We start from the raw sequence: 21,989 nt of genomic DNA, 5'->3' as shown, positions 1-21,989 counted from the left end.
ATGCAAAGTTTTCCAATGTTCTTCAAAACCTCTGGCCGCCGGTTTGTGGTGGCTGGCGAAGGAGAGCAAGCCGCACAGAAATGCCGCCTGCTGCTGAAAACGGACGTGCAGATTGATCTGTTAGCAGAGGCACCCGAGGATGAACTTCGGGCACTGATTAACAAAGGGCGGATAAAACAGGTTTCAGGGTCAATCTCTCCGGAGACATTCAAAGGCGCGCCATTAACGTTCATCGCAACGGGCAGTCCCGTTGCCGATGTTTGCATTCACGATCTTGCAAAACAGACAGGTGCCTTAGTCAATGTCGTCGACCGCCCTACCCTTTGCGACGTGACGACGCCGTCTATCGTTGATCGCGATCCTGTTGTTGTTGCTATTGGTACAGAGGGAACCGCGCCGGTGCTAGGGCGACGCATCAAGACCCGCGTTGAACAGATGCTAGATCCAAATATTGGTCGTTTTGCAGCAGCCGCAGGAAACCTCCGCGATATGGTTGCGCGTTATGTGCCCAGCAACCAACGGCGCGGTTTCTGGCGAGACGTGTTTACCGGATCTATCTGGCAAAAGTTTAAGTCCGGTGCTGAACGTCAGGCCATTTCGGACCTGAAAGAGATGATCCGAAGCGAACGCCATTTACCTGCTAAGGGCAGTATCACTATTATTGACACCTCGGCCCGCGCAGCCGACCTAATATCCTTGCGCGCAGTCGAGCGCTTGCAAGAAGCCGATGACATCTTTTTTGAAACACAACACGACCAAGCGATTCTTGAATTGGCTCGTCGTGATGCTGAACGCCATTTGTTGGGCGGTGCAAATGGTACAGAACCCTGGCCAATGCGCATGAGTGTTTCATTTGTGAAACGTGCCGCGAGCGGTGGGAAAAACGTAGTCTGGCTTCGAAACTGTCAATCTGCAGGATGCGAAACACTGCAGCTTACCCTAAATTCTGACACAGAATTTCATGTTGAATGGCTGCTCGCAACTTCTAGAGAAACCGCTGAAAAACAAGACCAACCTGCTTAAGATAAAGCACAGATGGTGGTTCAATAATTGTCATCGTTGAAAAATATTTGCTGTCCTTAACACTTTTTTCCGCTTTCACCTATCTAGTGAAATTGAACACGTTTTATTGAGCTGCTCTGGCAATTCCAGTGAAACGTAACAAATTCATATAGAAAGATCGGAACTTTTCGTGTACCATTGACATATAAAGACCGACCAAAAAGCCAATGGCTTCAATAAGTTCCCGTACTTTCGGGATAACGCTACCGGTCGGACCAAATGGCAACATCGAGCTAATTCTGAACATTCGCGCAGTCTGCGTTGCCATTAAAGATCGGTGAATTCCGTTTGCATTAGGCTGTGCGCCGTCACCCCAAACCCGAGGAGGATCCGGGCTAGTTTTTCTTAGGAGGTAATGACCGAATGAAGGATATCGTCGAGCTTTTCGCAGAACAGTACTCAGGCGCCCGCGAACAGGAAATGTCTTTGCAAGACTACTTGCTCGCCTGCCGCGATGATCCAAGCATGTACGCCAACGTCGCAGAACGCATGTTACAAGCCATTGGCCACGAAGAACTGGTCGACACATCCAAAGACACACGACTTGGACCCATTTTCCAAAACCGTACAATCAAACGGTACGAAGCCTTCAAAGATTTCTACGGGATGGAAGATACGATTGAACGTATCGTCGGGTACTTCCGTTATGCCGCCCAAGGCTTAGAGGAACGCAAACAAATCCTCTACCTTCTTGGCCCTGTTGGCGGGGGCAAATCTTCTCTCGCAGAAAGATTAAAGCGCCTTATCGAAGAACAGCCCATCTATGTTCTGAAGGCGGGTGAGCATCTTAGTCCAATATTCGAAAGCCCCCTTGGCCTTTTCGATCCGTTGAAAATGGGCAAGCTGCTAGAAGAAGAATACGGAATTGCGCAGCACCGCCTGCCCGGCCTGATGTCACCTTGGGCCGTCCGCCGATTGGACGAATTCGGCGGTGACATTTCGAAATTCAGTGTTGTTAAAATTCATCCATCTCGCTTGCGCCGCATATGTGTAGCCAAAGTCGAACCAGGCGACGAAAACAATCAAGATATTTCAACCTTGGTGGGCAAAGTCGACATCCGAATGCTGGAGCATTTCAGCCAGGATAACCCGGATGCTTACAGCTTCTCTGGCGGTCTGAACCGTGCCAGCCAAGGTATTCTTGAGTTTGTTGAGATGTTTAAAGCGCCGATCAAAATGCTGCATCCGCTGCTAACAGCGACCCAAGAAGGTAATTATATGGGGACCGAAAGCTTCGGTGCTATTCCCTTCAATGGCCTGATCTTAGCGCATAGCAACGAAAGCGAATGGCAACAGTTTAAGAATAACAAAAACAACGAAGCCTTCATTGATCGCGTCAGTATCGTTAAAGTGCCCTACTGCCTGCGCGTTAGTGAAGAAGCTTTGATCTACGAAAAGTTGTTGGAAAATTCAGAACTGAAAGAGGCGTCATGCGCGCCAGAGACACTCAAAATTCTAAGCCGCTTCTCTGTGCTCTCTCGGTTAAAGCCACACGAAAATTCTAACCTTTATAGCAAGATGCGCGTCTACGATGGTGAAAGCCTGAAAGACACGGACCCAAAGGCCAAGACCGTTCAAGAGTACCAAGACACCGCAGGTGTTGATGAAGGCATGAATGGCGTGTCCACTCGATTTGCCTTTAAAGTTCTATCAAACGTGTTCAACTATGACACGACTGAAGTTGCCGCTGATCCAGTGCATTTGATGTATATTCTCGAGCAAATGATCAAACGCGAACAATTCCCGACAGAGATTGAAACGCAGTATCTGGAATTCATCAAAACAGAGCTGGCGCCTCGGTACGAGGAATTCATAGGCAGCGAAATTCAGAAGGCCTATCTAGAAAGCTACACGGAGTATGGCCAGAACGTCTTTGACCGATACATTTCCTACGCGGACGCATGGATCGAAGAACAAGATTACAAAGATCCCGATACAGGGCAGCTTTATAATCGCGAAATCCTAGATGCCGAACTGTCCAAAATTGAAAAACCCTGCGGCATATCTAATCCCAAGGATTTCCGAAACGAAGTTGTCAAATTCTCTTTACGCAACCGCGCCAATACCGGTGAAAACCCAGCATGGCACAGCTACGAGAAACTGCGCGATGTCATTGAAAAGCACATGTTCAGTCAGGTCGAAGAACTGCTGCCTGTCATCAGTTTTGGCAGCAAGAAAGACAGCGACACTGAAAGCAAGCACATGGAATTCGTCAAACGGATGAAAGGCCATGGCTATACCGAGCGGCAAGTCCGCCGCTTAGTAGAATGGTATATGCGCGTCAACAAAGCGGGGTGACTGCTGAATGCACCATTTCATAGACAGACGCCCTAATCCAAAAGGCAAAAGTTTGGGAAACCGGCAACGGTTTCTCAGACGCGCCAAAGAAAACATCAAAAAGATGGTCGATAAATCGGTGCGTGAAAAGTCTGTAACCGGCGCTGACCTCGAAGGCGCTGAACAGGTTACTATTCCCGCTCGGGGGATCAAAGAACCGCATTTCGCCCATTCACCCAAAGGTGGGTTTCGCAAACATGTTTTACCGGGCAACAAAGATTTTGTTGTCGGTGATACCATCCCTCGCCCTAAAGGCGGCGCTGGTGAAGGTGGACGCAAGGCATCAGAAGATGGCGAAGGGGAAGACGGATTTTCATTCTCGCTGACGCGTGAAGAATATCTTGAAATCCTATTCGAAGGATTAGAACTACCTGATCTTGTTAAGAAAACCACAGTTGAAACAGAAACAGTTGGCACGCGCCGTGCGGGTCTAACGACTGCTGGTACTCCAAATAACCTTAATCTTATTCGAACCATGCGAAATTCTTTAGGACGTCGCATTGCCTTGCAGCGGCCTTCTGTTGCCGCCTATCAGGCAATTGTTGATGAACTTAAAGAGCTGGAAAGTACCCCAACGCCCGATGAGGAAGAACAAGCTCGGATCGTAGCTCTGCAAGAAAAGCTCACGCTGCTGGATCGGCGTAGAAAGCTGGTGGGCTACATTGACCCAATCGACCTACGGTATGACACAAACGTTCCGGAAAAGATCAGAAATTCCAAGGCTGTCGTGTTCTGCTTGATGGATGTGTCAGGCTCAATGCAAGAGCGGGAAAAGGACTTAGCCAAGCGGTTCTTTATGCTACTCCACCTCTTCCTTGAGCGTGCCTATGAGCACACAGAGGTCGTATTCATCCGCCATACGCACCACGCTCAGGAAGTGGATGAAGAGACGTTCTTTTATGCCCGCGAAACCGGTGGCACCATTGTCAGTACAGCACTGGCCAAAATGAAAGAAATCATTGATGAGCGTTTCCCGACGGATGAGTGGAACATCTATGGCGCACAGGCCTCTGACGGTGAGAACTTTGGTAATGACAGTGAAAAATGCGCAGCACTTCTGACGCAAGAATTGCTACCGATCTGCCAGTATTACGCTTATGTCGAAATCGTCGGTGAAGAAGATGAAAAACTTCTGAACAATGCTGATGAAGGCGCTGACCTTTGGCAAAATTTCCGCAAAGTGCACACTCAATTCCCGCAGTTCGAAATCCGCCGCGTTGCAGAACCCGGGCACATCTATCCCATATTCCGAGACCTATTCGCCGCAGGAAAAAAGGAGACCGCACGTTGAGCAAACTCTTATTTGATGGCCCAGAGTGGACGTTCGAACTATTGGGCAAAGCCCACGATGCGATTGAAGAAATTGCGCTCGGGGAACTTGGTTTAGATGTCTATCCAAATCAAATTGAAATCATCAGTTCCGAACAAATGCTAGACGCCTATTCCTGTGTTGGTCTGCCGCTGATGTATCAACATTGGTCTTTCGGGAAACGCTTTGCCAGAGATGAAGCGCTCTACCGTACCGGACGTCAGGGGTTAGCCTACGAGATTGTCATTAATTCCAACCCTTGCATCAGCTACAACATGGAAGAAAACACCATGTCGATGCAAACTCTGGTCATGGCACATGCCGCATTTGGGCATAATCATTTCTTTAAAAACAACTACTTGTTTCAAAACTGGACGGATGCCGCCGCGATTCATGATTATCTAGCATTTGCCAAGAACTTCATCGCCAACTGCGAAGAACGATATGGCTTAGACGCGGTCGAAGAAATCCTAGATGCCGCACATTCTTTGCAAACACAGGGCGTGTTCCGGTATGGGCGCCCTCCTCGGCCGACGGCGCAGGAAATGCAGGCGATGCAACGCCAACGCGATGGATATGTAAGTCAAAAAAGCGTTCTGGATCTATGGACGGATAGCACCATGACCAGCGAGGATAATAATCAAACGCCAAGCGATGAAGCGCTGGCAAAACGGCAGGGCAAGATGAACCTACCGCAAGAGAACATCCTATACTTCCTAGAAAAACACAGCCCTTCCCTTCAGGCTTGGCAACGTGAGCTACTGCGGATTGTTCGCTACCTTGCCCAATATCTATACCCCCAAAAACAGACGAAAGTGATGAACGAAGGCTGTGCCACGTTTACGCATTACTTCATTATTAATCGTTTACGAGAAAAGGGTTTGATCACCGAAGGGTCCTATTTGGAAATGATGCACAGCCACACAAATGTGGTATTGCAACCAGAATACGATGACCCACGTTATAGCGGGATTAACCCCTACGCGCTTGGCTTCGCGATGATGCAGGATATACGGCGCATTTGCGAAAACCCGACTGACGAAGATCGTGAATGGTTTCCTGGATTTGCGGGGGATCCTGATTGGAAAGCGGTCATGCGCGACGCATGGGCAAATTACCGCGACGAAAGCTTTATTCTTCAGTACCTTTCACCCAATCTGATCCGAAAGTTCAAACTGTTCATGATCGCGGATGATGCCAAACAAGCCAATTTGGTGGTTAGCCAAATTCACAACAAGCAGGGCTATCGCGATATTCGGAGCTCTTTGGCGCAGTCTTATGATTTGGCCTATCAAGAGCCTGACATACAAGTTCAAGATGCGGATTTACGCGGTGATCGGGAACTCAAACTGACCCATGCGGTTCGCGAGGGTATCATTCTAGACCCGAAAAACCGCGACGAGGTGTTAAAACACGTCCGTCGGCTTTGGGGCTATAACGTCAGCATGACAGCCTTGGATCAAGAAAGCGGTGCACGTGTTTCACATGTATCGACAGCTGCGTAATGGCCGCTAGAACGGGATATCAGTTGAAGCAGTTACGAATTTGGCCACGACCTTTTTTTCACCGGCCTTGTCAAATTCAACGACAAGCTTATCGCCTTCGATCTCCATGATTTCGCCATAACCAAATTTGTCGTGAAAGACGCGATCACCAACTGAAAAGCTGCTAACTGCTTCCAGATCAATCACAGTCGTCCGATTTTCTTTGGGTTGGCTCAATCCACGTTGACCGGCCCGGTCCTGCATCCGCTTCCAACCTGGCGAATTGTAGGTATTCGCGGATTGCATTTTTGACTGCATTCCGCCGCCGCCATAATCACCAGCCGCACCGTTATAGCCACCACCGTACAGACCAGGTGCGGTCAAAACGTCAACATGTTGTTCAGGCAGCTCATCTATGAACCGGCTCGGCAACTGTGATTGCCATTGACCAAAGATGCGCCGATTACCTGCAAAAGAGATCGTACAAACCTCTTCAGCGCGGGTAATTCCAACATAGGCCAAACGCCGCTCTTCCTCGAGGCCTTTAAGGCCGCTCTCATCCATTGATCGTTGCGAGGGGAACAGCCCATCTTCCCACCCCGGTAGGAACACGACCGGAAACTCCAATCCCTTTGCCGCATGAAGCGTCATGATAGAAATCTTGGCGTCTGCGTTTTCCGTTTCGTTATCCATAACCAGGCTGACATGCTCCAAAAATCCTTGGAGGTTTTCGAAGTTATTCAGCTGACCAACCAGTTCCTTCAGGTTTTCCAATCGTCCCGGTGCTTCGGGCGTTTTGTCGTTTTGCCACATCGACGTATAGCCGGACTCGTCCAGAACGACCTCCGCCAATTCAGGATGCGGCATGTCATCTTGTGACGGCGCAAACCGAAGCGCTGATTGCGTTACGCCCTCGTCAATTACGTCTTCATCATTAAGCGGAATTTCAACCTCGCGTCGCGCGGCCAAACCACGCCAACGGTCAATCGACGCAATGAGCGTGGCCAATTCCTTACCGCCTTTGCCGCCAATTCCCTTTTCACTCAAAAGAATCCGCGCTCCTTCAACCAAGGAAACACCATGTGCGCGGGCGCAGTTCTGGATTTTTTGTTGGGCGACATTTCCAAGCCCCCGCTTTGGCGTATTAACAATCCGCTCAAATGCCAAATCATCATCTGGGCTGACAACGACCCGGAAATAGGCCATCGCATCACGTATCTCCATCCGCTCGTAAAAACGCGGACCGCCAATAACGCGATACGGTAAGCCAATCGTTAAAAACCGATCTTCAAAGGCGCGCATTTGATGGCTCGCGCGCACCAAAATGGCCATGTCTTCCAGCCCAAAAGCCCGCATGCCGCGTGTCCCACGCTGCATGGCTTCAACCTCTTCACCGATCCAGCGCGCTTCTTCGTCGCCGTCCCAATGACCGATCAACCGGACTTTTTCGCCATCTTTCTGATCAGTCCACAAAGACTTACCCAGACGTGTTTCATTACCCGCAATCACGGCAGATGCCGCGGCCAAAATATGTGGAGTAGAGCGATAATTCTGTTCCAACCGAACGACATGCGCGCCCGGGAAATCTTTTTCGAATTTTAGGATATTGCCAACTTCCGCCCCCCGCCAGCCATAGATCGACTGGTCATCATCGCCAACGCAACAAATGTTCTTGTGCCCACCCGCAATCAGCCGAAGCCACAAATATTGTGCGACGTTCGTATCTTGGTACTCGTCAACCAAAACATATCGGAACCAACGTTGATACTGTTCCAACACATCGTCATGCTTCTGAAAAATTGTGACCACATGCAAAAGCAAGTCACCAAAATCAACGGCATTCAGCTCCTTCAGGCGTGTTTGATATTGTTGATACAACTCGCCGCCGCGGTTATTGAAAGCCCCTGCATCTGCAGAGGGCAATCTTTCTGGCGTTAAGGCTTTGTTTTTCCAATTATCAATCAGTGAGGCCAACTGACGGGCTGGCCAACGCTTTTCATCAATATTTGCAGCGGCAATCAATTGTTTTAAAAGGCGGATTTGATCATCGGTATCCAAAATCGTGAAATTGGATTTCAACCCGACCAGTTCCGCATGCCGACGCAACAGTTTTACACAAATCGAGTGGAACGTGCCCAGCCACGGCATCCCCTCAACTGTTTGGCCCAAAAGTCGGCCAATTCTATTCTTCATCTCTCGCGCAGCTTTATTCGTGAATGTCACCGCTAGGATTTCATTCGGCTTAGCGCGTCCAGTATTTAACAAATGAACAATTCGCGACGTTAACGCCTTGGTTTTACCAGTCCCGGCGCCGGCTAGCATCAAGACCGGCCCGTCAAGGGTTTCAACCGCTTCACGTTGCGCTGGATTCAGGTCATCCAAATAGGGCGACGGACGTGCGGCCATGGCGCGCGCGGACAATGAGGCGCCCTCAAAGGCATCGAATTCATCAAAGTTGCTCATAGCGCAGACAATATCGGGTCTATGGCTTAATGAAAAGAAGCGTTCTCTTAATGTTCCGCAAAAATCGCCGATCCAAAATAGAAGAAATCATGTAATTTCGAACTAATCCCAGAAAACAGCTTAACCTTTTGGTCAGACCTCCAGTTGATGCTTAACTAATTATCACTGAGGGTAGAAATGCGCACAGATTTTTTAAAAATTCGGAGTTGGGCTTGGGCTGGGCTAATCCTATCAATGATCGGCCTTGCCCTCGTGTCAGCATTTTGGGCGTCTCGTGCATTGCCACAGCCGGTCGTTTTATGGATGCTCGATACAGACACCCGCACCCAAGCCGAAGTGTGGCGGCAACGCGTTTTGCTGCAAATACAGAATGAAGCTGCGAGCTTTGCCAGCCAAAGCTTAACTGAAGCGGATCAGGTTTTTCTAAACCTAATCCCCAAAACATCTGACATCTATCGCATCCGCCTATTTTCGAATACAGGGCAGTCTTTTTGGTCGACCAACCAAGAAAAGGAAGGAGACAAGCTTAGCCCCCAAGTTTTTCAAGAAACCGTTTCTGGTGGTGATATCCATATTATTTCATCCATCAAACCAGCCAGTGAAATTGATGGGCTCAGCATCCATTCCCTAGATACTGGCGAGGGCATTAACGATGCCAACATTGCCGGGCACCTTGTATATGAGGTTTTTACACCCGTTTTCTCAAATGGTGAGTTCGTCGGAGCCATCGAATTTTTTACAGATGTGACAGATGTTTATAGTGTCTTGCTCGACCGGGTTCGTCAGGGCGTAACTATCGCATCGGTGGTTTTGACAGTTTTCATGACGATCGCCGCTACGGTTATGCTGCGAACCTCAATGCGTCAAATGCGGCACATCAACAAACGAAACCGGGAAGAACGCGAACTATTAGAAAGCCAAATGCAGTTAACGCGCGAAGTGAAGCTATTAGGGGAATTAAACGAATGGCTTCAATCCAGCCGATCCCTAAGCGAATTGTTTCAGATGGTCATCCGCTTCATGACCCATATGCTTCCGGAATGTTCTGGCTCGATATACGTTTATTCAAACTCTCGAGACGTACTAGATGGCGTGGCATCATGGAACGACGGCAATTGCAAAAAGCACATTCACCCCGAAGGCTGTTGGGGCCTTCGCCGCGGTCGCACCTATACATTTGGCACCAGTGAAGTTGACTTTGTTTGTGAACACGCTGAACCTCATGATGACCAACCCTATTTCTGTTTTCCCATCCTCGCCCACGGCGAAACGGTCGGTTTAATGCACCTAAAGAAGCTCATGGGTGTCGATAAAGAGCAATTTTTTTCCGTAAAAAAGCTGGCACAAATGAGTGCCGAACAAATTTCGATGGCGGTTGCAAACGTCCGCATGCGCGATCAGCTTCAAGAACAATCCATTCGCGATCCATTAACCGGACTCTATAACCGCCGTCATATGCTAGACAGGCTCCGCCGACTTCTTGACCTTGGTGGTGAATCTGGGCGGCAAGTCCACCTTGTTTACCTGGACATTGATCACTTCAAACGTTTTAACGACACACATGGCCATGATGCTGGCGACTATGTGCTTCGTGCAGTTGGCGAAGTGTTAGAAAATGCCTGCTCAGGCGAAGATGTTGCCTGTCGCATGGGCGGCGAAGAATTCATGCTGATTTGGCCAAATGCGGCTGATGAAGAGCTTCGCAAAAGAACATCATCTTTACTACAAGCAATCTCTGACATTTCACTAAAATATAGCGACCAACATTTGCCAAAGATCACAGCATCCTTGGGCGTGGCGTCCTCCCCTGAGCAAGGCTACATACCGCAAACGCTGATGCGCGCCGCGGATGACGCGATGTATCTTGCAAAAGCAAATGGCCGTAATCGGGTCGAGTATGCTGGAGAACAGATGCCGACCAATCCTGCCGAATCCTTGGAAAATGAGGATATCTGCGCAACAGACATGGCAGCAGAATAGAGAAACAGGTCATTCTGAACGACAAAGAAAGACGATTTCTGCACGATGATCATACAAATTTAAGACACCAAAGCTGACCTAAATTCAGAAAATGTAACTACTTTCCGATTTTGGTAATGTTTTTTTGAGCTATTTCTTAATTTGGGGGTGGAAAAAGGTTCGAAAACCGCCACAAATCCGTCACCGATCCGTATTCCTTGGTATTGATTCCGGTGCCCTCCGCGCCCTAGCCAAGAACGATCTGAATTAGACGGTTACTCAGGAAGGGCCTCCACCCGATGACAGACTTCAAAAAGATCCTCATTGCCAACCGCGGCGAAATTGCAATTCGTGTAATGCGCGCCGCGAATGAAATGGGGAAACAGACGGTTGCCATATACGCTGAAGAAGACAAATTGAGTCTTCACCGCTTTAAGGCTGACGAGGCCTATCGCATCGGCGAGGGCATGGGGCCAGTGGCCGCTTACTTGAGTATCGAAGAGATTATCCGCGTCGCACGGGAATGTGGCGCCGATGCGATCCACCCCGGGTATGGTCTACTTTCGGAAAACCCCGATTTTGTGGACGCTTGTGCTGCAAATGGTATCACATTCATCGGCCCGAAAGCCGAAACCATGCGCTCCCTTGGCGACAAAGCCAGCGCGCGTCGTGTTGCGATGAAGGCTGGCGTACCCGTTATCCCAGCGACCGAAGTGCTTGGCAATGACATGGCGGCGATCAAGAAAGAAGCCGCAGAAGTGGGTTACCCGCTGATGCTCAAAGCATCATGGGGTGGCGGCGGACGGGGTATGCGCCCCATCCTAAGTGAAGACGAAGTCGAAGAAAAAGTCCTAGAAGGTCGCCGCGAAGCGGAAGCGGCCTTTGGCAATGGCGAAGGTTATCTGGAAAAGATGATCATCAAGGCACGCCATGTCGAAGTGCAAATTCTTGGCGACAAACATGGCGGCATGTACCACCTGTTTGAGCGTGACTGTTCCGTTCAGCGGCGCAACCAAAAAGTCGTGGAACGTGCGCCTGCACCGTATCTGACTGAAGCACAACGCGCTGAAGTCTGCGATCTTGGTTACAAAATCTGTAAACATGTAAACTATGAGTGTGCAGGTACCGTTGAATTCCTGATGGATATGGAAACGGGTAAGTTCTATTTCATCGAAGTGAACCCCCGCGTACAGGTAGAGCACACAGTCACTGAAGAAGTGACAGGCATTGATATCGTCCAAGCGCAAATCCTAATTGCCGAAGGCAAATCCATTGCCGAAGCGACGGGCAAAGACTCTCAAGACGAAATTCGCTTGAATGGTCATGCTCTACAAACGCGTGTGACCACAGAAGACCCATCCAACAACTTCATTCCTGATTACGGTCGCATTACCGCTTATCGCTCAGCGACGGGCATGGGCATCCGTTTGGACGGCGGCACCGCTTATGCGGGCGGCGTTATTACGCGCTACTATGACTCGCTACTGACCAAAGTAACGGCCTGGGCCCCCACCCCAGAAAAGGCAATCAAACGTATGGATCGGGCCCTGCGCGAATTCCGTATTCGGGGGGTTTCCACCAATATCGCCTTTGTGGAAAACCTTTTAAAGCACCCGACATTCTTGGATTATTCCTATACAACCAAGTTTATCGACAACACGCCCGATCTTTTCAAATTTGAAAAGCGCCGGGACCGTGGCACCAAGGTTCTAACCTACATCGCCGATATTTCCGTGAATGGTCACCCAGAAACGGAAAACCGTCCAGCACCTGCAGAGGATCTGAAATTACCAGTCGCACCTGCGGCAAAGGCTGATCCGGCAATGGGCACACGCAATCTTTTGGAACAAAAAGGTCCAAAAGCGGTTGCGGATTGGATGAAGCAACAAAAGCAACTGTTGTTGACCGACACAACCATGCGCGATGGTCATCAGTCATTGCTGGCGACCCGCATGCGCTCCGTTGATATGTTGCAAGTCGCGCCAAGCTATGCCGCGAACCTGCCGCAGCTTTTCTCTGTCGAATGCTGGGGCGGTGCGACATTCGATGTAGCCTATCGTTTCTTGCAAGAATGCCCATGGCAGCGTTTGCGTGATCTGCGCTCTCGTTTGCCCAACGTCATGACGCAGATGTTGCTGCGCGCAAGCAATGGCGTGGGTTACACCAACTACCCAGACAACGTTGTTGAATCTTTTGTTAAACAAGCCGCGACTTCGGGCATCGACGTCTTCCGCGTATTTGACAGCCTGAACTGGGTTGAAAACATGCGCGTTGCGATGGATGCCGTGATCGAGTCCAACAAGGTTTGCGAAGGTACAATTTGCTACACCGGCGACATCCTTGATCCGAACCGCGCGAAGTACGACGTAAAATACTATGTCGGCATGGCAAAAGAGCTTGAAGCAGCAGGTGCACATGTCCTTGGCCTAAAGGACATGTCTGGTTTGCTGAAACCAGCGGCTGCCAAGGTTCTGATCCGCGCCTTGAAAGAAGAGACTGGCTTGCCAATCCACTTCCACACGCATGATACCTCTGGCATTGCCGGCGCGACCATTCTAGCGGCTGCAGATGCGGGCGTAGATGCGGTTGATGCGGCGATGGATGCGTTCTCAGGCGGGACATCACAGCCTTGCCTAGGTTCAATCGTCGAAGGCCTGCGCAATACTGACCGCGACACAGGACTGGATATCAAATCCATCCGCGAAATCAGTGAATATTGGGAAGGCGTTCGTGCACAATACGCGGCCTTTGAAAGCGGTCTCGCGGCACCAGCCTCTGAGGTTTACTTGCACGAAATGCCAGGTGGCCAGTTCACCAACCTCAAGGCACAAGCGCGCAGCCTAGGCCTTGAAGAGCGTTGGCACGAAGTGGCGCAGACCTATGCGGATGTGAACCAGATGTTTGGCGACATCGTCAAAGTCACACCATCATCCAAAGTTGTGGGTGACATGGCCCTAATGATGGTTAGCCAAGGTCTGTCCCGCGAAGACGTTGAAAGTGCTGACAAAGAGGTCGCGTTCCCAGATTCAGTTGTCGACATGATGCGTGGTAACCTGGGTCAGCCTCCGGGTGGTTTCCCTGCAGGTATCGTGAACAAGGTTCTCAAGGGCGAAGCACCGAATGTTGAGCGTCCGGGCAAACACTTAGAACCCGTTGATCTAGAGGCCACACGCGCTGAATTGTCCAAAGAACTCAACGGCTTTGCTGTCGATGATGAGGACCTGAACGGCTACCTTATGTATCCAAAGGTGTTCTTGGATTACATGGGGCGTCATCGCCAGTATGGTCCAGTTCGGACCCTGCCAACGCGGACGTTCTTCTACGGTATGGAACCGGGTGAAGAAATCACTGCGGAAATCGACCCGGGTAAGAAACTGGAAATTCGCCTGCAGGCCATCGGTGAAACCGGTGAAGATGGCGAAGTGAAAGTGTTCTTTGAACTCAACGGTCAGCCACGAGTCATCCGTGTGCCAAACCGCTTGGTCAAAGCATCCACGGCACAACGTCCAAAAGCCGAGATCGGCAACGCAAACCACATCGGCGCACCTATGCCGGGTGTTGTCGCATCTGTTGGCGTGACAGCTGGTCAGAAGGTCTGTGAAGGTGATCTATTGCTGACCATCGAAGCCATGAAAATGGAAACTGGCATTCACGCGGAACGCGATGCGGTTGTCAAAGCCGTTCACGCAACAGCCGGCGGCCAGATTGACGCAAAAGACCTACTTGTCGAACTCGAGTAATCGAACTCTTCGTAGAATGATCAAGGAAACGCCCCTTACAATGTGAGGGGCGTTTTCTTTTACCGTGGACGCTTGGAGAAGCTCGCATTGGCCTGACCTACCAAGCATCTCGGCACCACAGGGAAATGCTCTGTCAGGAAATAGGCATAGGTTCCATTCGGATATTCAGCCGTTTTCAGCGTTGTACCGTTGCACTGATCTAACGTCCCCGATCCCGCAACAAATGTATAATCCTCAACAAACGCACCATCATACCGCCCGGATGGGCCACTGCCCCTCGGCCGTGCCCCCGATTTAAGCTGATAAGAGCTGGTCATTTTCTGAACCGCCCCATTCACGGTCGCCGTCACAGCATAAATCGGAAACCCATCTGCCGCATATCCAATCAACGGAGATGCCGCCTTCGAAGTCCATCCAAGCTCTTGCATAAGCCCCACAGGCAGCCCGTGATAGTGATAAGCGCCATTTGGTTGTACGTGGGCATAGTTGCTGTCCAGACCAAGGCTGATAGCCCCTCCTAACGCCTCATAGTGCCATCCACTGCGGCGGTTGCCCTTCCAGACCTCCGCGGTGCCCGGATCAAATGGAACGCCATTTACAGCGACGCCAAACAAGCTACTGCGGCTAATGCTCTTGCTTTGACCAACCCTTGGCGTCATCGGCATAGAAAACGAATAGTTTTGCGCCTTGATCCTGTGGGGATTTCCCCGGTTCGGGAAACGGCCTACTGCGTGATCCGGTAGCCCGTTGGATCGAATAATCCGCCGACCATTCGTTACCTGTATCGACACGCGCGCGTTTGAATTGCTTTGGGTGGCTTTGACCAAGTTAAGCGGCTCTGCCTCTGTGACCGTGTGCCTCCGAGGTGTTGGACGGCCTTGTGCATCCGCTTGAATGCCAAAGGCTGTCAGAATCGCAATCACAAGCACCGCAACTCGGATATTATCTTTTGATTTCATCATCATCGTTCCACCTGTTTGCTAGGGCATCACCAAAAGCGGGCCCTGCCCGTCTTCGCCAAAATCAAGAATCGCGGTAAATATCCCCGGCATTGGCCCATCAAAGATCACACGCACAGGAATCACCTTTGCCTCGCCGCCACTTAAAGTTTCGGGGGTAAACTGCTCAGCTTTGCCATCTGGGACAGTGAGGTTTCCAAGAGTGACGTCGTTATGCCCATAGTTTGTGAGCTGAATCTCAAACTCTAGCGATTGCTCGGTCACTTTGATGTTTATGGCATCTGCAACCACCGAAATTTGGCCGTGGCCCTGGTGGGCCTTAACAATCAAAGGGATTAAGGTCAGCCATGTCGTTATTATCAAAGATAAAATGGGCCGAAATAGGATAAGTTTTGCGTTTCTCATGGCAAGTATTACGAGCGCCAGATCAATTTCCGTCGCATGTTTTGTATTTTTTTCCCAGCAATGCTATTTTCCTCTTGCGGCGCGGGGATAGAGTTTATATTTCACGCCTCACTCAAGGAAGCGGGCGTAGCTCAGGGGTAGAGCATAACCTTGCCAAGGTTAGGGTCGGGCGTTCGAATCGCCTCGCCCGCTCCAACGAGTAACTAGAACTGACGGTGCGGGCGTAGCTCAGGGGTAGAGCATAACCTTGCCAAGGTTAGGGTCGGGCGTTCGAATCGCCTCGCCCGCTCCATCGGTTCCAGACATTTTGTAGCGCGGGCGTAGCTCAGGGGTAGAGCATAACCTTGCCAAGGTTAGGGTCGGGCGTTCGAATCGCCTCGCCCGCTCCAAAATGTTGTTTTCATTGTCAAAATAGACACGCAGTAACAAAGACACTCACCCGGTGTCTTGGCGTGTGGCCCCTGCCCTTGTATAAGCGCGCTGACTCTTAATAAGGATAAAGCGCATGCGGACTGCCAGCGTCAAACGCCAGACGGCGGAAACAGAGATTTCCGTTGAAATCAATCTGGATGGAACAGGAACCTACGACAACCAAACGGGTGTTGGGTTCTTTGACCATATGCTGGATCAGCTTTCGCGCCACTCGTTGATCGACTTCACGATCCGAGCCAAAGGCGATTACCACATTGATGACCACCACACCGTCGAAGACACCGGTATCGCTTTGGGACAGGCTTTAGTGCAAGCCCTTGGGGATAAACGCGGAATCAATCGGTATGGCGAATGTCACTTACCGATGGATGATGCGCAGGTGCGTGCGGCTTTGGATTTGTCGGCGCGTCCGTTTCTGGTGTGGAATGTTGATATTCCGACGCAAAAAATTGGCACCTTTGATACGGAACTGGTGCGCGAGTTCTTTACTGCCTTTGCGACGCATGGCGGCATTACCTTGCACATTGATCAGCTGCACGGCGTGAACAGCCACCACATTGTGGAGGCTGCGTTCAAGGCTGTGGCGCGGGCGTTGCGGACCGCTGTTGAAACAGATCCGCGTAAGGCCGAGGATATTCCCTCGACCAAAGGCGCATTGTGAATTTACAAGAACTATGTTGATTAAAGGCCTGCAATTGCAGGCCTTTTTTATGCGTACTGTTTCCCGCGGCGGCGCAAAAACCATTCCATCACTAAGACATTCGGCACCCAGCAAAGCCATGAAACTAGGGAATACCCCAGCTCAAATCCAAACCCCATGATTAGGAACGGCAGGTAAAGCCGCAGTGTGACGGCGGCAAAGGTCAGTGCGGCAGACCGCATCATCCAAACGCGGTGTTCTGAAATACGGCGTTGTGTGGCCAGCCAGACGGCGTTGGCGGTGACGGCCAACCACAGCACGGCAAGCAAGCCAAATCCCCATGCGGCAAAGGGGCCTGCCTCTGTTCCGAGAGCCATGAACAGGCCCCCTACTCCGGAAAACAGGATTGAGACGCCGTAAAGACGGCCAAGCCAGCGGTGCACCTGTGGGCGGCGGAAGCGTAGGTTTGACCAAAATTGGAAGGGTAACAGCGCCAAAGCGACAGGTGCGAAGCCGACGTGGAAGTAGAATGCAAGTGGTCGCTCCAGCGAATGATAGAGCATATGCGGCATGGTCACCTCAACGCCGCCGACAATAAATCTCCATGAAACCAAAGAGATAAGGATGGGAAACAACCACAAACCGATTGCGCGGGTAATATTTTGACGGGTCAGCATGGCTGCCTCCTGCGTTGTGTGAATGCAAACTTTACACTGTAAAGATACGATTCCCTTGACACTGTCAAGTTTGCAAGTACGGTGCGCCCATGACGACAAAAACCAAACATCATCATGGCGATCTAAAGAACGCATTGGTAAAAGCGGGTCTGGCGTTGCTTGACGAAGAAGGCCTTGAGGGGCTGAGCTTGCGCAAATGTGCGGCAAAGGCTGGGGTGTCGCATGCGGCGCCGGCCCATCACTTTGGCAATCTTGCGGGGCTGAAAGGTGCGATTGGATTTGAGGTTTTTACCATATTTTCCAAATACATGCAGGATGCCGCCGCGCGTGAGGGGGACTCTGACATTGCGCGACTTAAAGGGATTTGCCGGGGTTACGTTCAGTTTGGGATCGACCACAAATCTTGGCTGGATGTGATGTTTGGCATCGCCCCTGCAGAGATTGCAAAGCTGCGTGGTGACCTTGGGGATTCCAATTCTTATCAAGTACTTAGACAGGCTTGCGCGCCCTTTGTTCCAGAAGGTGTTGAGCCGCATATTGTCGAGTTTCAGGTTTGGTCCTTGATCCATGGGTACACGCAATTGTTCCTTTCGGGGCGTTTGAACCAAGGTGAGGTTACTCAGATTGACGATGGGCCGTTTGATCAGGTGATGGCTTTGCTGGATCGGCTTGCACCCTCTTGACCCGAAGCGGATTTGGCGTCAGTTGAAAGACATCACAAAAATTCGGGTAAATCACATGCTCACAGCGATCATCGATTACGAAAGCGGCAACCTGCATAGTGCGGAAAAAGCGTTTCAACGCATGGCCTTAGAGGTTGATGCGGGGGATGTGGTTGTTACATCTGATGCGGATGTTGTTGCGAAAGCGGATCGTTTGGTTTTGCCGGGTGACGGTGCGTTTCCGGCCTGTGCGGAAGAATTGCGGGGTCATAAGGGAATTTATGACGCAATGGTTGAAGCGGTGGAGCAAAAAGGCCGTCCGTTCCTGGGAATTTGTGTCGGAATGCAGCTGATGGCCACAACCGGTCATGAGTATGAAGAGACCAAGGGCCTTGGCTGGGTTGCGGGTGATGTTGTTAAAATTTCCCCTAAAGATCAAAGCCTTAAGGTTCCGCACATGGGTTGGAATGACCTTGTGATTGATCAACCGCATGCGCTTTTGGATGGGGTTGAAAGCGGGCAGCACGTATATTTTGTGCACAGCTACCAGTTTCAGGTCGCAAAACCCGAAGAGCGGATCGCCCATGTGGACTATGCTGGTGATATTACTGCAATTATTGGCCGTGACACGATGGTTGGCATGCAGTTTCACCCGGAAAAGAGCCAACATGTTGGCCTGCGGATGATCGGCAATTTCCTGACGTGGAAACCTTAATTGCGCTTTAACGCGCGGTGACTTAACGGTTGAAAAATGTGGAAATTCGTACGTTTCGCGCGCTGAAACGTACGATTCCTTTTTGCTGCGCCCTACTCTGCCGCTAGTGATGTCACACGCATGGTGATCGGCGTTGTTCCGTAGGATTTTTTGAACGCCCGCGAAAAGGCCTCTGGTGAGGAATAGCCATAGCGGCGAGCGACGCTATCAACGCGATGACCCTGTGCAAGATCTTGCTGTGCTAAGGCCAGACGCCAGCGGCGCAGATAACTCATTGGGGTTTCACCAACTTGGCGTGCGAAGAGTTCATTAAATCTTGATAAAGATAGGCCTGCTTCAGTCGCGAGATCAGCATTCGTCCAGATCTTTCCGGGGTGATCATGCATGGCAACAATCGCGCGGCTTAGGCGTTCATCTGCGAGGCCAGCAATCAGGCCCGGCTCTGTTGACCCACGTTGCAATTGATCGCGCAGAAGACGCACCAACAACACATCCCCCAACCGGTTCAACACCCATTGCGCGCCACAACGGGATTGACCGCTTTCCTGCAAAATAACGCTGACCAGCGCCTGAGTTTGTACATCTTGGGTGAGGTCGAAATCCACGACCTCGGGTAAGGCCGTGCGGATCGGATTGTTGTCCCCTGCCCAATCCACGCTGGCGTACCAAAGCTCGGCCCCTGTAGGGCGATGGGCACCCTTGCTGCGCGGGTAAAACAGAATATGCGCGGGTTGATTGTTGGCATCCCCCAAAATCACCAAATCCGCGCCATCTAAGGTGGCGACATGCACATGACGGTGAAACCGGTTCATAAGGGTTGTGATGCGGTCCATCGGGTCACTTTCGGCTTTTAGGTTAGATAAATTGGAATTTTCAAACATTAAACTCTGATATTATTCAATGCAAGCACCTAACAGGAGACTTCCAAATGCTGATCCCTCGCGAAAAAACACCTGGCCTCACGTTACCACTTGTCGGTGGTGGAACATTCGATCTGGCCACTGAAGGCAGCGAACGCGGCACGGTAATCTGTTTCTACCGCGGTTTGCATTGCCCGCTTTGCGCGACCTATTTGAAAGAGTTTGAAAAGCTGGTTGCAGACTTTGCTGAGCGTGGCGTCAATTGCATTGCTGTGAGTTCCGATGGCGAAGAGCGCGCAGCTGCTATGGCTGAAAAGATCGAAGCAAAAGGTTTGCGGTTTGCCTATGATCTGCCGTTGAGCCAAGCCAAGGATTGGGGCCTGTATATTTCGACCTCTCGCGGCAAGACGTCAATCGGTATCGAAGAGCCTGCACTGTTCTCTGAACCGGGTCTGTTCATGGTAACACAAGAGCAGACGCTGTATTACGGCGCGGTTCAAACGATGCCGTTTGTCCGCCCTCATTTCAAAGAATTGCTAGGCGCGTTGGATTTCGCGATCGACAAGAACTATCCGGCGCGCGGCGAGTATACCGGCCCCGTTTAATGTTATTTGGTGACAGAGCAGTTTCCATCCCCTGTCACCAAATGGTGACGCTGTCTATGTTACGTGTTCTTGTGACATAGACAGCGCCAGCCGCGCCGGGCATATGATCAATACTCTGAATCAACCTCGGCAATCTCGTGCATATTCGTCTTGAAAAATTCAACCACACCCGCAAGCAAAAGCGGTACTACGCCCTGCGACTGACGCAGACGTTGTTTGGTGAGTTTTGCCTAGAGCGGGAATGGGGTGTGATTGATGGTGTTGGCCAAGAACAGCGCGATTATCTGACGGCCTCGGATTTGGCTGTGAAAGAACTTGAGCGGCTTAAGGCGCTCAAGTTGAAGAATGGTTATGCGGTTATCCCTGTGCAATTGGGTATGTTTAATTAACCCGCGACCATGTTTGGCCCCTGCAAATAGCACCACCTGCGACGCAGCCTTTGACGGTCAGTGAATTGCCATTCAGTGACATCTTGGATTTGTAGGTTTTGTCCTTGTCTGGCGCCCAGATTTTGCCGCCGGAATAGCTGTTATTGCCATCCGCCTGCATGTCCCAGATCATTTTCTTGCCAAGGTGTTCGTATGTGTTGGATGCCGCCCCGCCCTTTTCAAAGGCTTTGGCGATAGTTCCGCAAAGCGCCGCGCCGCATTTGGCGATGGACACATGCAGATAGCCGCCTGTATCGCCTGCTTCGGTTTTCCAAGTACCGGTCGCGTTATCCGCCAGTGCGGTTGTGGCTGCGAAGCACAGTGTGACTGCTAAAAATGCGCGTTTCATGTGGTCTCTCTCCCGTTTGACGAGGGAAAGGTGGCTTGGGCGGGTGCTTTGGATCAAGATTGACTTGGGGTCACGTTGCAATTTGCGTGGCGTCATGCCAAAGGGTCGGCAACAGTTGATATGCATAAGGAATGCGCCATGATCCTCTATCCTGCAATTGATCTGAAAGACGGCCAAGCGGTACGATTGCTGCATGGGGATATGGAAAAAACGACCGTGTTCAATGACAACCCAGCCGCGCAAGCGCTTGAGTTTGTTGAAGCCGGTTGTGACTGGTTGCATTTGGTGGATTTGAATGGCGCTTTTGCTGGGGAACCAGTGAACGCCGCACCCGTCGAAGAGATTTTGAAACAGTGCAAAGTGCCAGCCCAATTGGGTGGCGGTATTCGTGACATGGCCACGATTGAGCGCTGGATTGATCGCGGATTGGCACGGGTTATTCTGGGCACGGTCGCCGTGGAAAACCCGGATCTGGTGCGCGAAGCGGCGCGTGAATTCCCAGGTAAGGTTGCTGTGGGCATTGACGCGCGCAACGGCAAAGTGGCGACCAAAGGTTGGGCTGAAGAGACCGACGTGATGGTGACGGACCTTGCGAAGTCATTTGAGGACGCTGGCGTTGCGGCGATTATCTACACCGACATTCTGCGCGATGGCGCGATGAAAGGACCGAACGTTCAGGCGACGGCTGATTTGGCGAATGCGGTATCTATTCCGGTGATTGCCTCTGGTGGCGTGTCGTCCTTGGACGACTTACGCGCGTTGAAATCCTGTGGTGCTGATCTGAACGGCGCGATCTCTGGCCGGGCGCTCTATGATGGTGCGATTGATCTGGCCGAAGCGTTGAAGGTGATCAAAGGTTAAGCCGACACCTTCGTAATTGAAAAGGCGCCGAGATTGGCGCCT

18 protein-coding genes and 3 tRNA genes are annotated in these 21,989 nt (G+C 51.0%); 15 read left to right on the top strand and 6 right to left on the bottom strand.

Annotated elements, in window-relative coordinates; all coding sequences use genetic code 11:
* The 4 genes from Q4544_RS06295 to Q4544_RS06280 all read left to right on the top strand — a co-directional run bounded on the left by Q4544_RS06295 (window position 1) and on the right by Q4544_RS06280 (window position 6,213).
* Entirely contained in the window at window positions 1-1,023 is a 1,023-nt protein-coding gene (locus tag Q4544_RS06295) for an NAD(P)-dependent oxidoreductase (protein ID WP_303504648.1), read from the top strand.
* 402 nt (window positions 1,024-1,425) lie between these two features.
* The gene (locus Q4544_RS06290; protein WP_303504647.1) at window positions 1,426-3,360 is read left to right on the top strand and encodes a PrkA family serine protein kinase; all 1,935 of its coding nucleotides are present in this window, start codon (window positions 1,426-1,428) and stop codon (window positions 3,358-3,360) included.
* A gap of 7 nt (window positions 3,361-3,367) precedes the next feature.
* Window positions 3,368-4,690, top strand: a complete 1,323-nt coding sequence (locus Q4544_RS06285) for a YeaH/YhbH family protein (RefSeq protein WP_303504645.1) — start codon at window positions 3,368-3,370, stop codon at window positions 4,688-4,690.
* Entirely contained in the window at window positions 4,687-6,213 is a 1,527-nt protein-coding gene (locus Q4544_RS06280; protein ID WP_303504644.1) for a SpoVR family protein, read from the top strand. The genes Q4544_RS06285 and Q4544_RS06280 overlap by 4 nt, the downstream gene beginning before the upstream one ends.
* 6 nt (window positions 6,214-6,219) lie before the next feature.
* Here Q4544_RS06280 and Q4544_RS06275 read toward each other — a convergent pair whose 3' ends face one another.
* Entirely contained in the window at window positions 6,220-8,655 is a 2,436-nt protein-coding gene (locus Q4544_RS06275; protein ID WP_303504643.1) for an ATP-dependent helicase, read from the bottom strand.
* Between the two features lie 303 nt (window positions 8,656-8,958).
* On the opposite strand from Q4544_RS06275, the gene Q4544_RS06270 reads away from it, so the two are divergent.
* Together Q4544_RS06270 and Q4544_RS06265 are read left to right on the top strand one after the other, a co-directional pair.
* Window positions 8,959-10,635: a sensor domain-containing diguanylate cyclase gene (locus tag Q4544_RS06270; RefSeq protein ID WP_303504642.1), complete on the top strand. Its 1,677-nt coding sequence runs from the start codon at window positions 8,959-8,961 to the stop codon at window positions 10,633-10,635.
* Between the two features lie 278 nt (window positions 10,636-10,913).
* Window positions 10,914-14,354 (top strand): pyruvate carboxylase, encoded by a 3,441-nt coding sequence (locus Q4544_RS06265; RefSeq protein ID WP_303504641.1) that lies wholly within the window; start codon window positions 10,914-10,916, stop codon window positions 14,352-14,354.
* Between the two features lie 59 nt (window positions 14,355-14,413).
* On the opposite strand, the gene Q4544_RS06260 is transcribed toward Q4544_RS06265, so the two are convergent.
* Together Q4544_RS06260 and Q4544_RS06255 are read right to left on the bottom strand one after the other, a co-directional pair.
* On the bottom strand, window positions 14,414-15,319 hold the full coding sequence (locus Q4544_RS06260; RefSeq protein ID WP_303504638.1) for a YHYH protein: 906 nt from the start codon (window positions 15,317-15,319) through the stop codon (window positions 14,414-14,416).
* A 15-nt stretch (window positions 15,320-15,334) separates the two neighbouring features.
* Window positions 15,335-15,604 (bottom strand): hypothetical protein, encoded by a 270-nt coding sequence (locus Q4544_RS06255; protein ID WP_303504637.1) that lies wholly within the window; start codon window positions 15,602-15,604, stop codon window positions 15,335-15,337.
* Between the two features lie 234 nt (window positions 15,605-15,838).
* Here Q4544_RS06255 and Q4544_RS06250 point away from each other — a divergent pair.
* The 4 genes from Q4544_RS06250 to hisB all read left to right on the top strand — a co-directional run bounded on the left by Q4544_RS06250 (window position 15,839) and on the right by hisB (window position 16,811).
* Window positions 15,839-15,913 (top strand) — tRNA-Gly (locus Q4544_RS06250).
* Window positions 15,914-15,935: 22 nt separating this feature from the next.
* Window positions 15,936-16,010: transfer RNA gene (locus Q4544_RS06245), tRNA-Gly, on the top strand.
* A 22-nt stretch (window positions 16,011-16,032) separates the two neighbouring features.
* Window positions 16,033-16,107: transfer RNA gene (locus tag Q4544_RS06240), tRNA-Gly, on the top strand.
* 116 nt (window positions 16,108-16,223) lie between these two features.
* Window positions 16,224-16,811: an imidazoleglycerol-phosphate dehydratase HisB gene (gene hisB, locus Q4544_RS06235; RefSeq protein WP_303504636.1), complete on the top strand. Its 588-nt coding sequence runs from the start codon at window positions 16,224-16,226 to the stop codon at window positions 16,809-16,811.
* Window positions 16,812-16,858: 47 nt separating this feature from the next.
* On the opposite strand, the gene Q4544_RS06230 is transcribed toward hisB, so the two are convergent.
* A complete protein-coding gene (locus Q4544_RS06230; protein ID WP_303504635.1) occupies window positions 16,859-17,467 on the bottom strand; it encodes a DUF2306 domain-containing protein in 609 nt (202 codons plus the stop codon).
* Window positions 17,468-17,556: 89 nt separating this feature from the next.
* On the opposite strand from Q4544_RS06230, the gene Q4544_RS06225 reads away from it, so the two are divergent.
* Window positions 17,557-18,150 carry a TetR/AcrR family transcriptional regulator gene (locus tag Q4544_RS06225; RefSeq protein ID WP_303504634.1) on the top strand — a complete coding sequence of 198 codons (594 nt, stop codon included), beginning with the start codon at window positions 17,557-17,559 and terminating at the stop codon, window positions 18,148-18,150.
* Between the two features lie 55 nt (window positions 18,151-18,205).
* A complete protein-coding gene (gene hisH, locus Q4544_RS06220) occupies window positions 18,206-18,844 on the top strand; it encodes an imidazole glycerol phosphate synthase subunit HisH (RefSeq protein ID WP_303504633.1) in 639 nt (212 codons plus the stop codon).
* 92 nt (window positions 18,845-18,936) lie between these two features.
* Here the strand turns inward: hisH and Q4544_RS06215 are convergent, their stop codons facing one another.
* Window positions 18,937-19,725, bottom strand: coding sequence for an AraC family transcriptional regulator (locus tag Q4544_RS06215; RefSeq protein WP_303504632.1), 789 nt, complete (start codon window positions 19,723-19,725; stop codon window positions 18,937-18,939).
* A gap of 47 nt (window positions 19,726-19,772) precedes the next feature.
* Here Q4544_RS06215 and Q4544_RS06210 point away from each other — a divergent pair, with 47 nt between their 5' ends.
* Together Q4544_RS06210 and Q4544_RS06205 are read left to right on the top strand one after the other, a co-directional pair.
* Window positions 19,773-20,309 (top strand): peroxiredoxin-like family protein, encoded by a 537-nt coding sequence (locus Q4544_RS06210; RefSeq protein ID WP_303504631.1) that lies wholly within the window; start codon window positions 19,773-19,775, stop codon window positions 20,307-20,309.
* Window positions 20,310-20,446: 137 nt separating this feature from the next.
* Window positions 20,447-20,698: a WGR domain-containing protein gene (locus Q4544_RS06205; protein ID WP_303504630.1), complete on the top strand. Its 252-nt coding sequence runs from the start codon at window positions 20,447-20,449 to the stop codon at window positions 20,696-20,698.
* Here the strand turns inward: Q4544_RS06205 and Q4544_RS06200 are convergent.
* Window positions 20,691-21,086, bottom strand: coding sequence for a DUF2147 domain-containing protein (locus Q4544_RS06200; protein WP_303504629.1), 396 nt, complete (start codon window positions 21,084-21,086; stop codon window positions 20,691-20,693). The genes Q4544_RS06205 and Q4544_RS06200 overlap by 8 nt on opposite strands.
* A gap of 138 nt (window positions 21,087-21,224) precedes the next feature.
* Between Q4544_RS06200 and hisA the strand changes: the two genes are divergently transcribed.
* Entirely contained in the window at window positions 21,225-21,947 is a 723-nt protein-coding gene (gene hisA, locus Q4544_RS06195; protein WP_303504628.1) for a 1-(5-phosphoribosyl)-5-[(5-phosphoribosylamino)methylideneamino]imidazole-4-carboxamide isomerase, read from the top strand.
* Window positions 21,948-21,989 lie beyond the last annotated feature (42 nt).

Source organism: Cognatishimia sp. 1_MG-2023 (assembly GCF_030548175.1).
GTDB lineage: Bacteria > Pseudomonadota > Alphaproteobacteria > Rhodobacterales > Rhodobacteraceae > Cognatishimia.
Note: the sequence above shows the minus strand (reverse complement) of the source record. Positions and strands in the feature narration are given on the sequence as shown.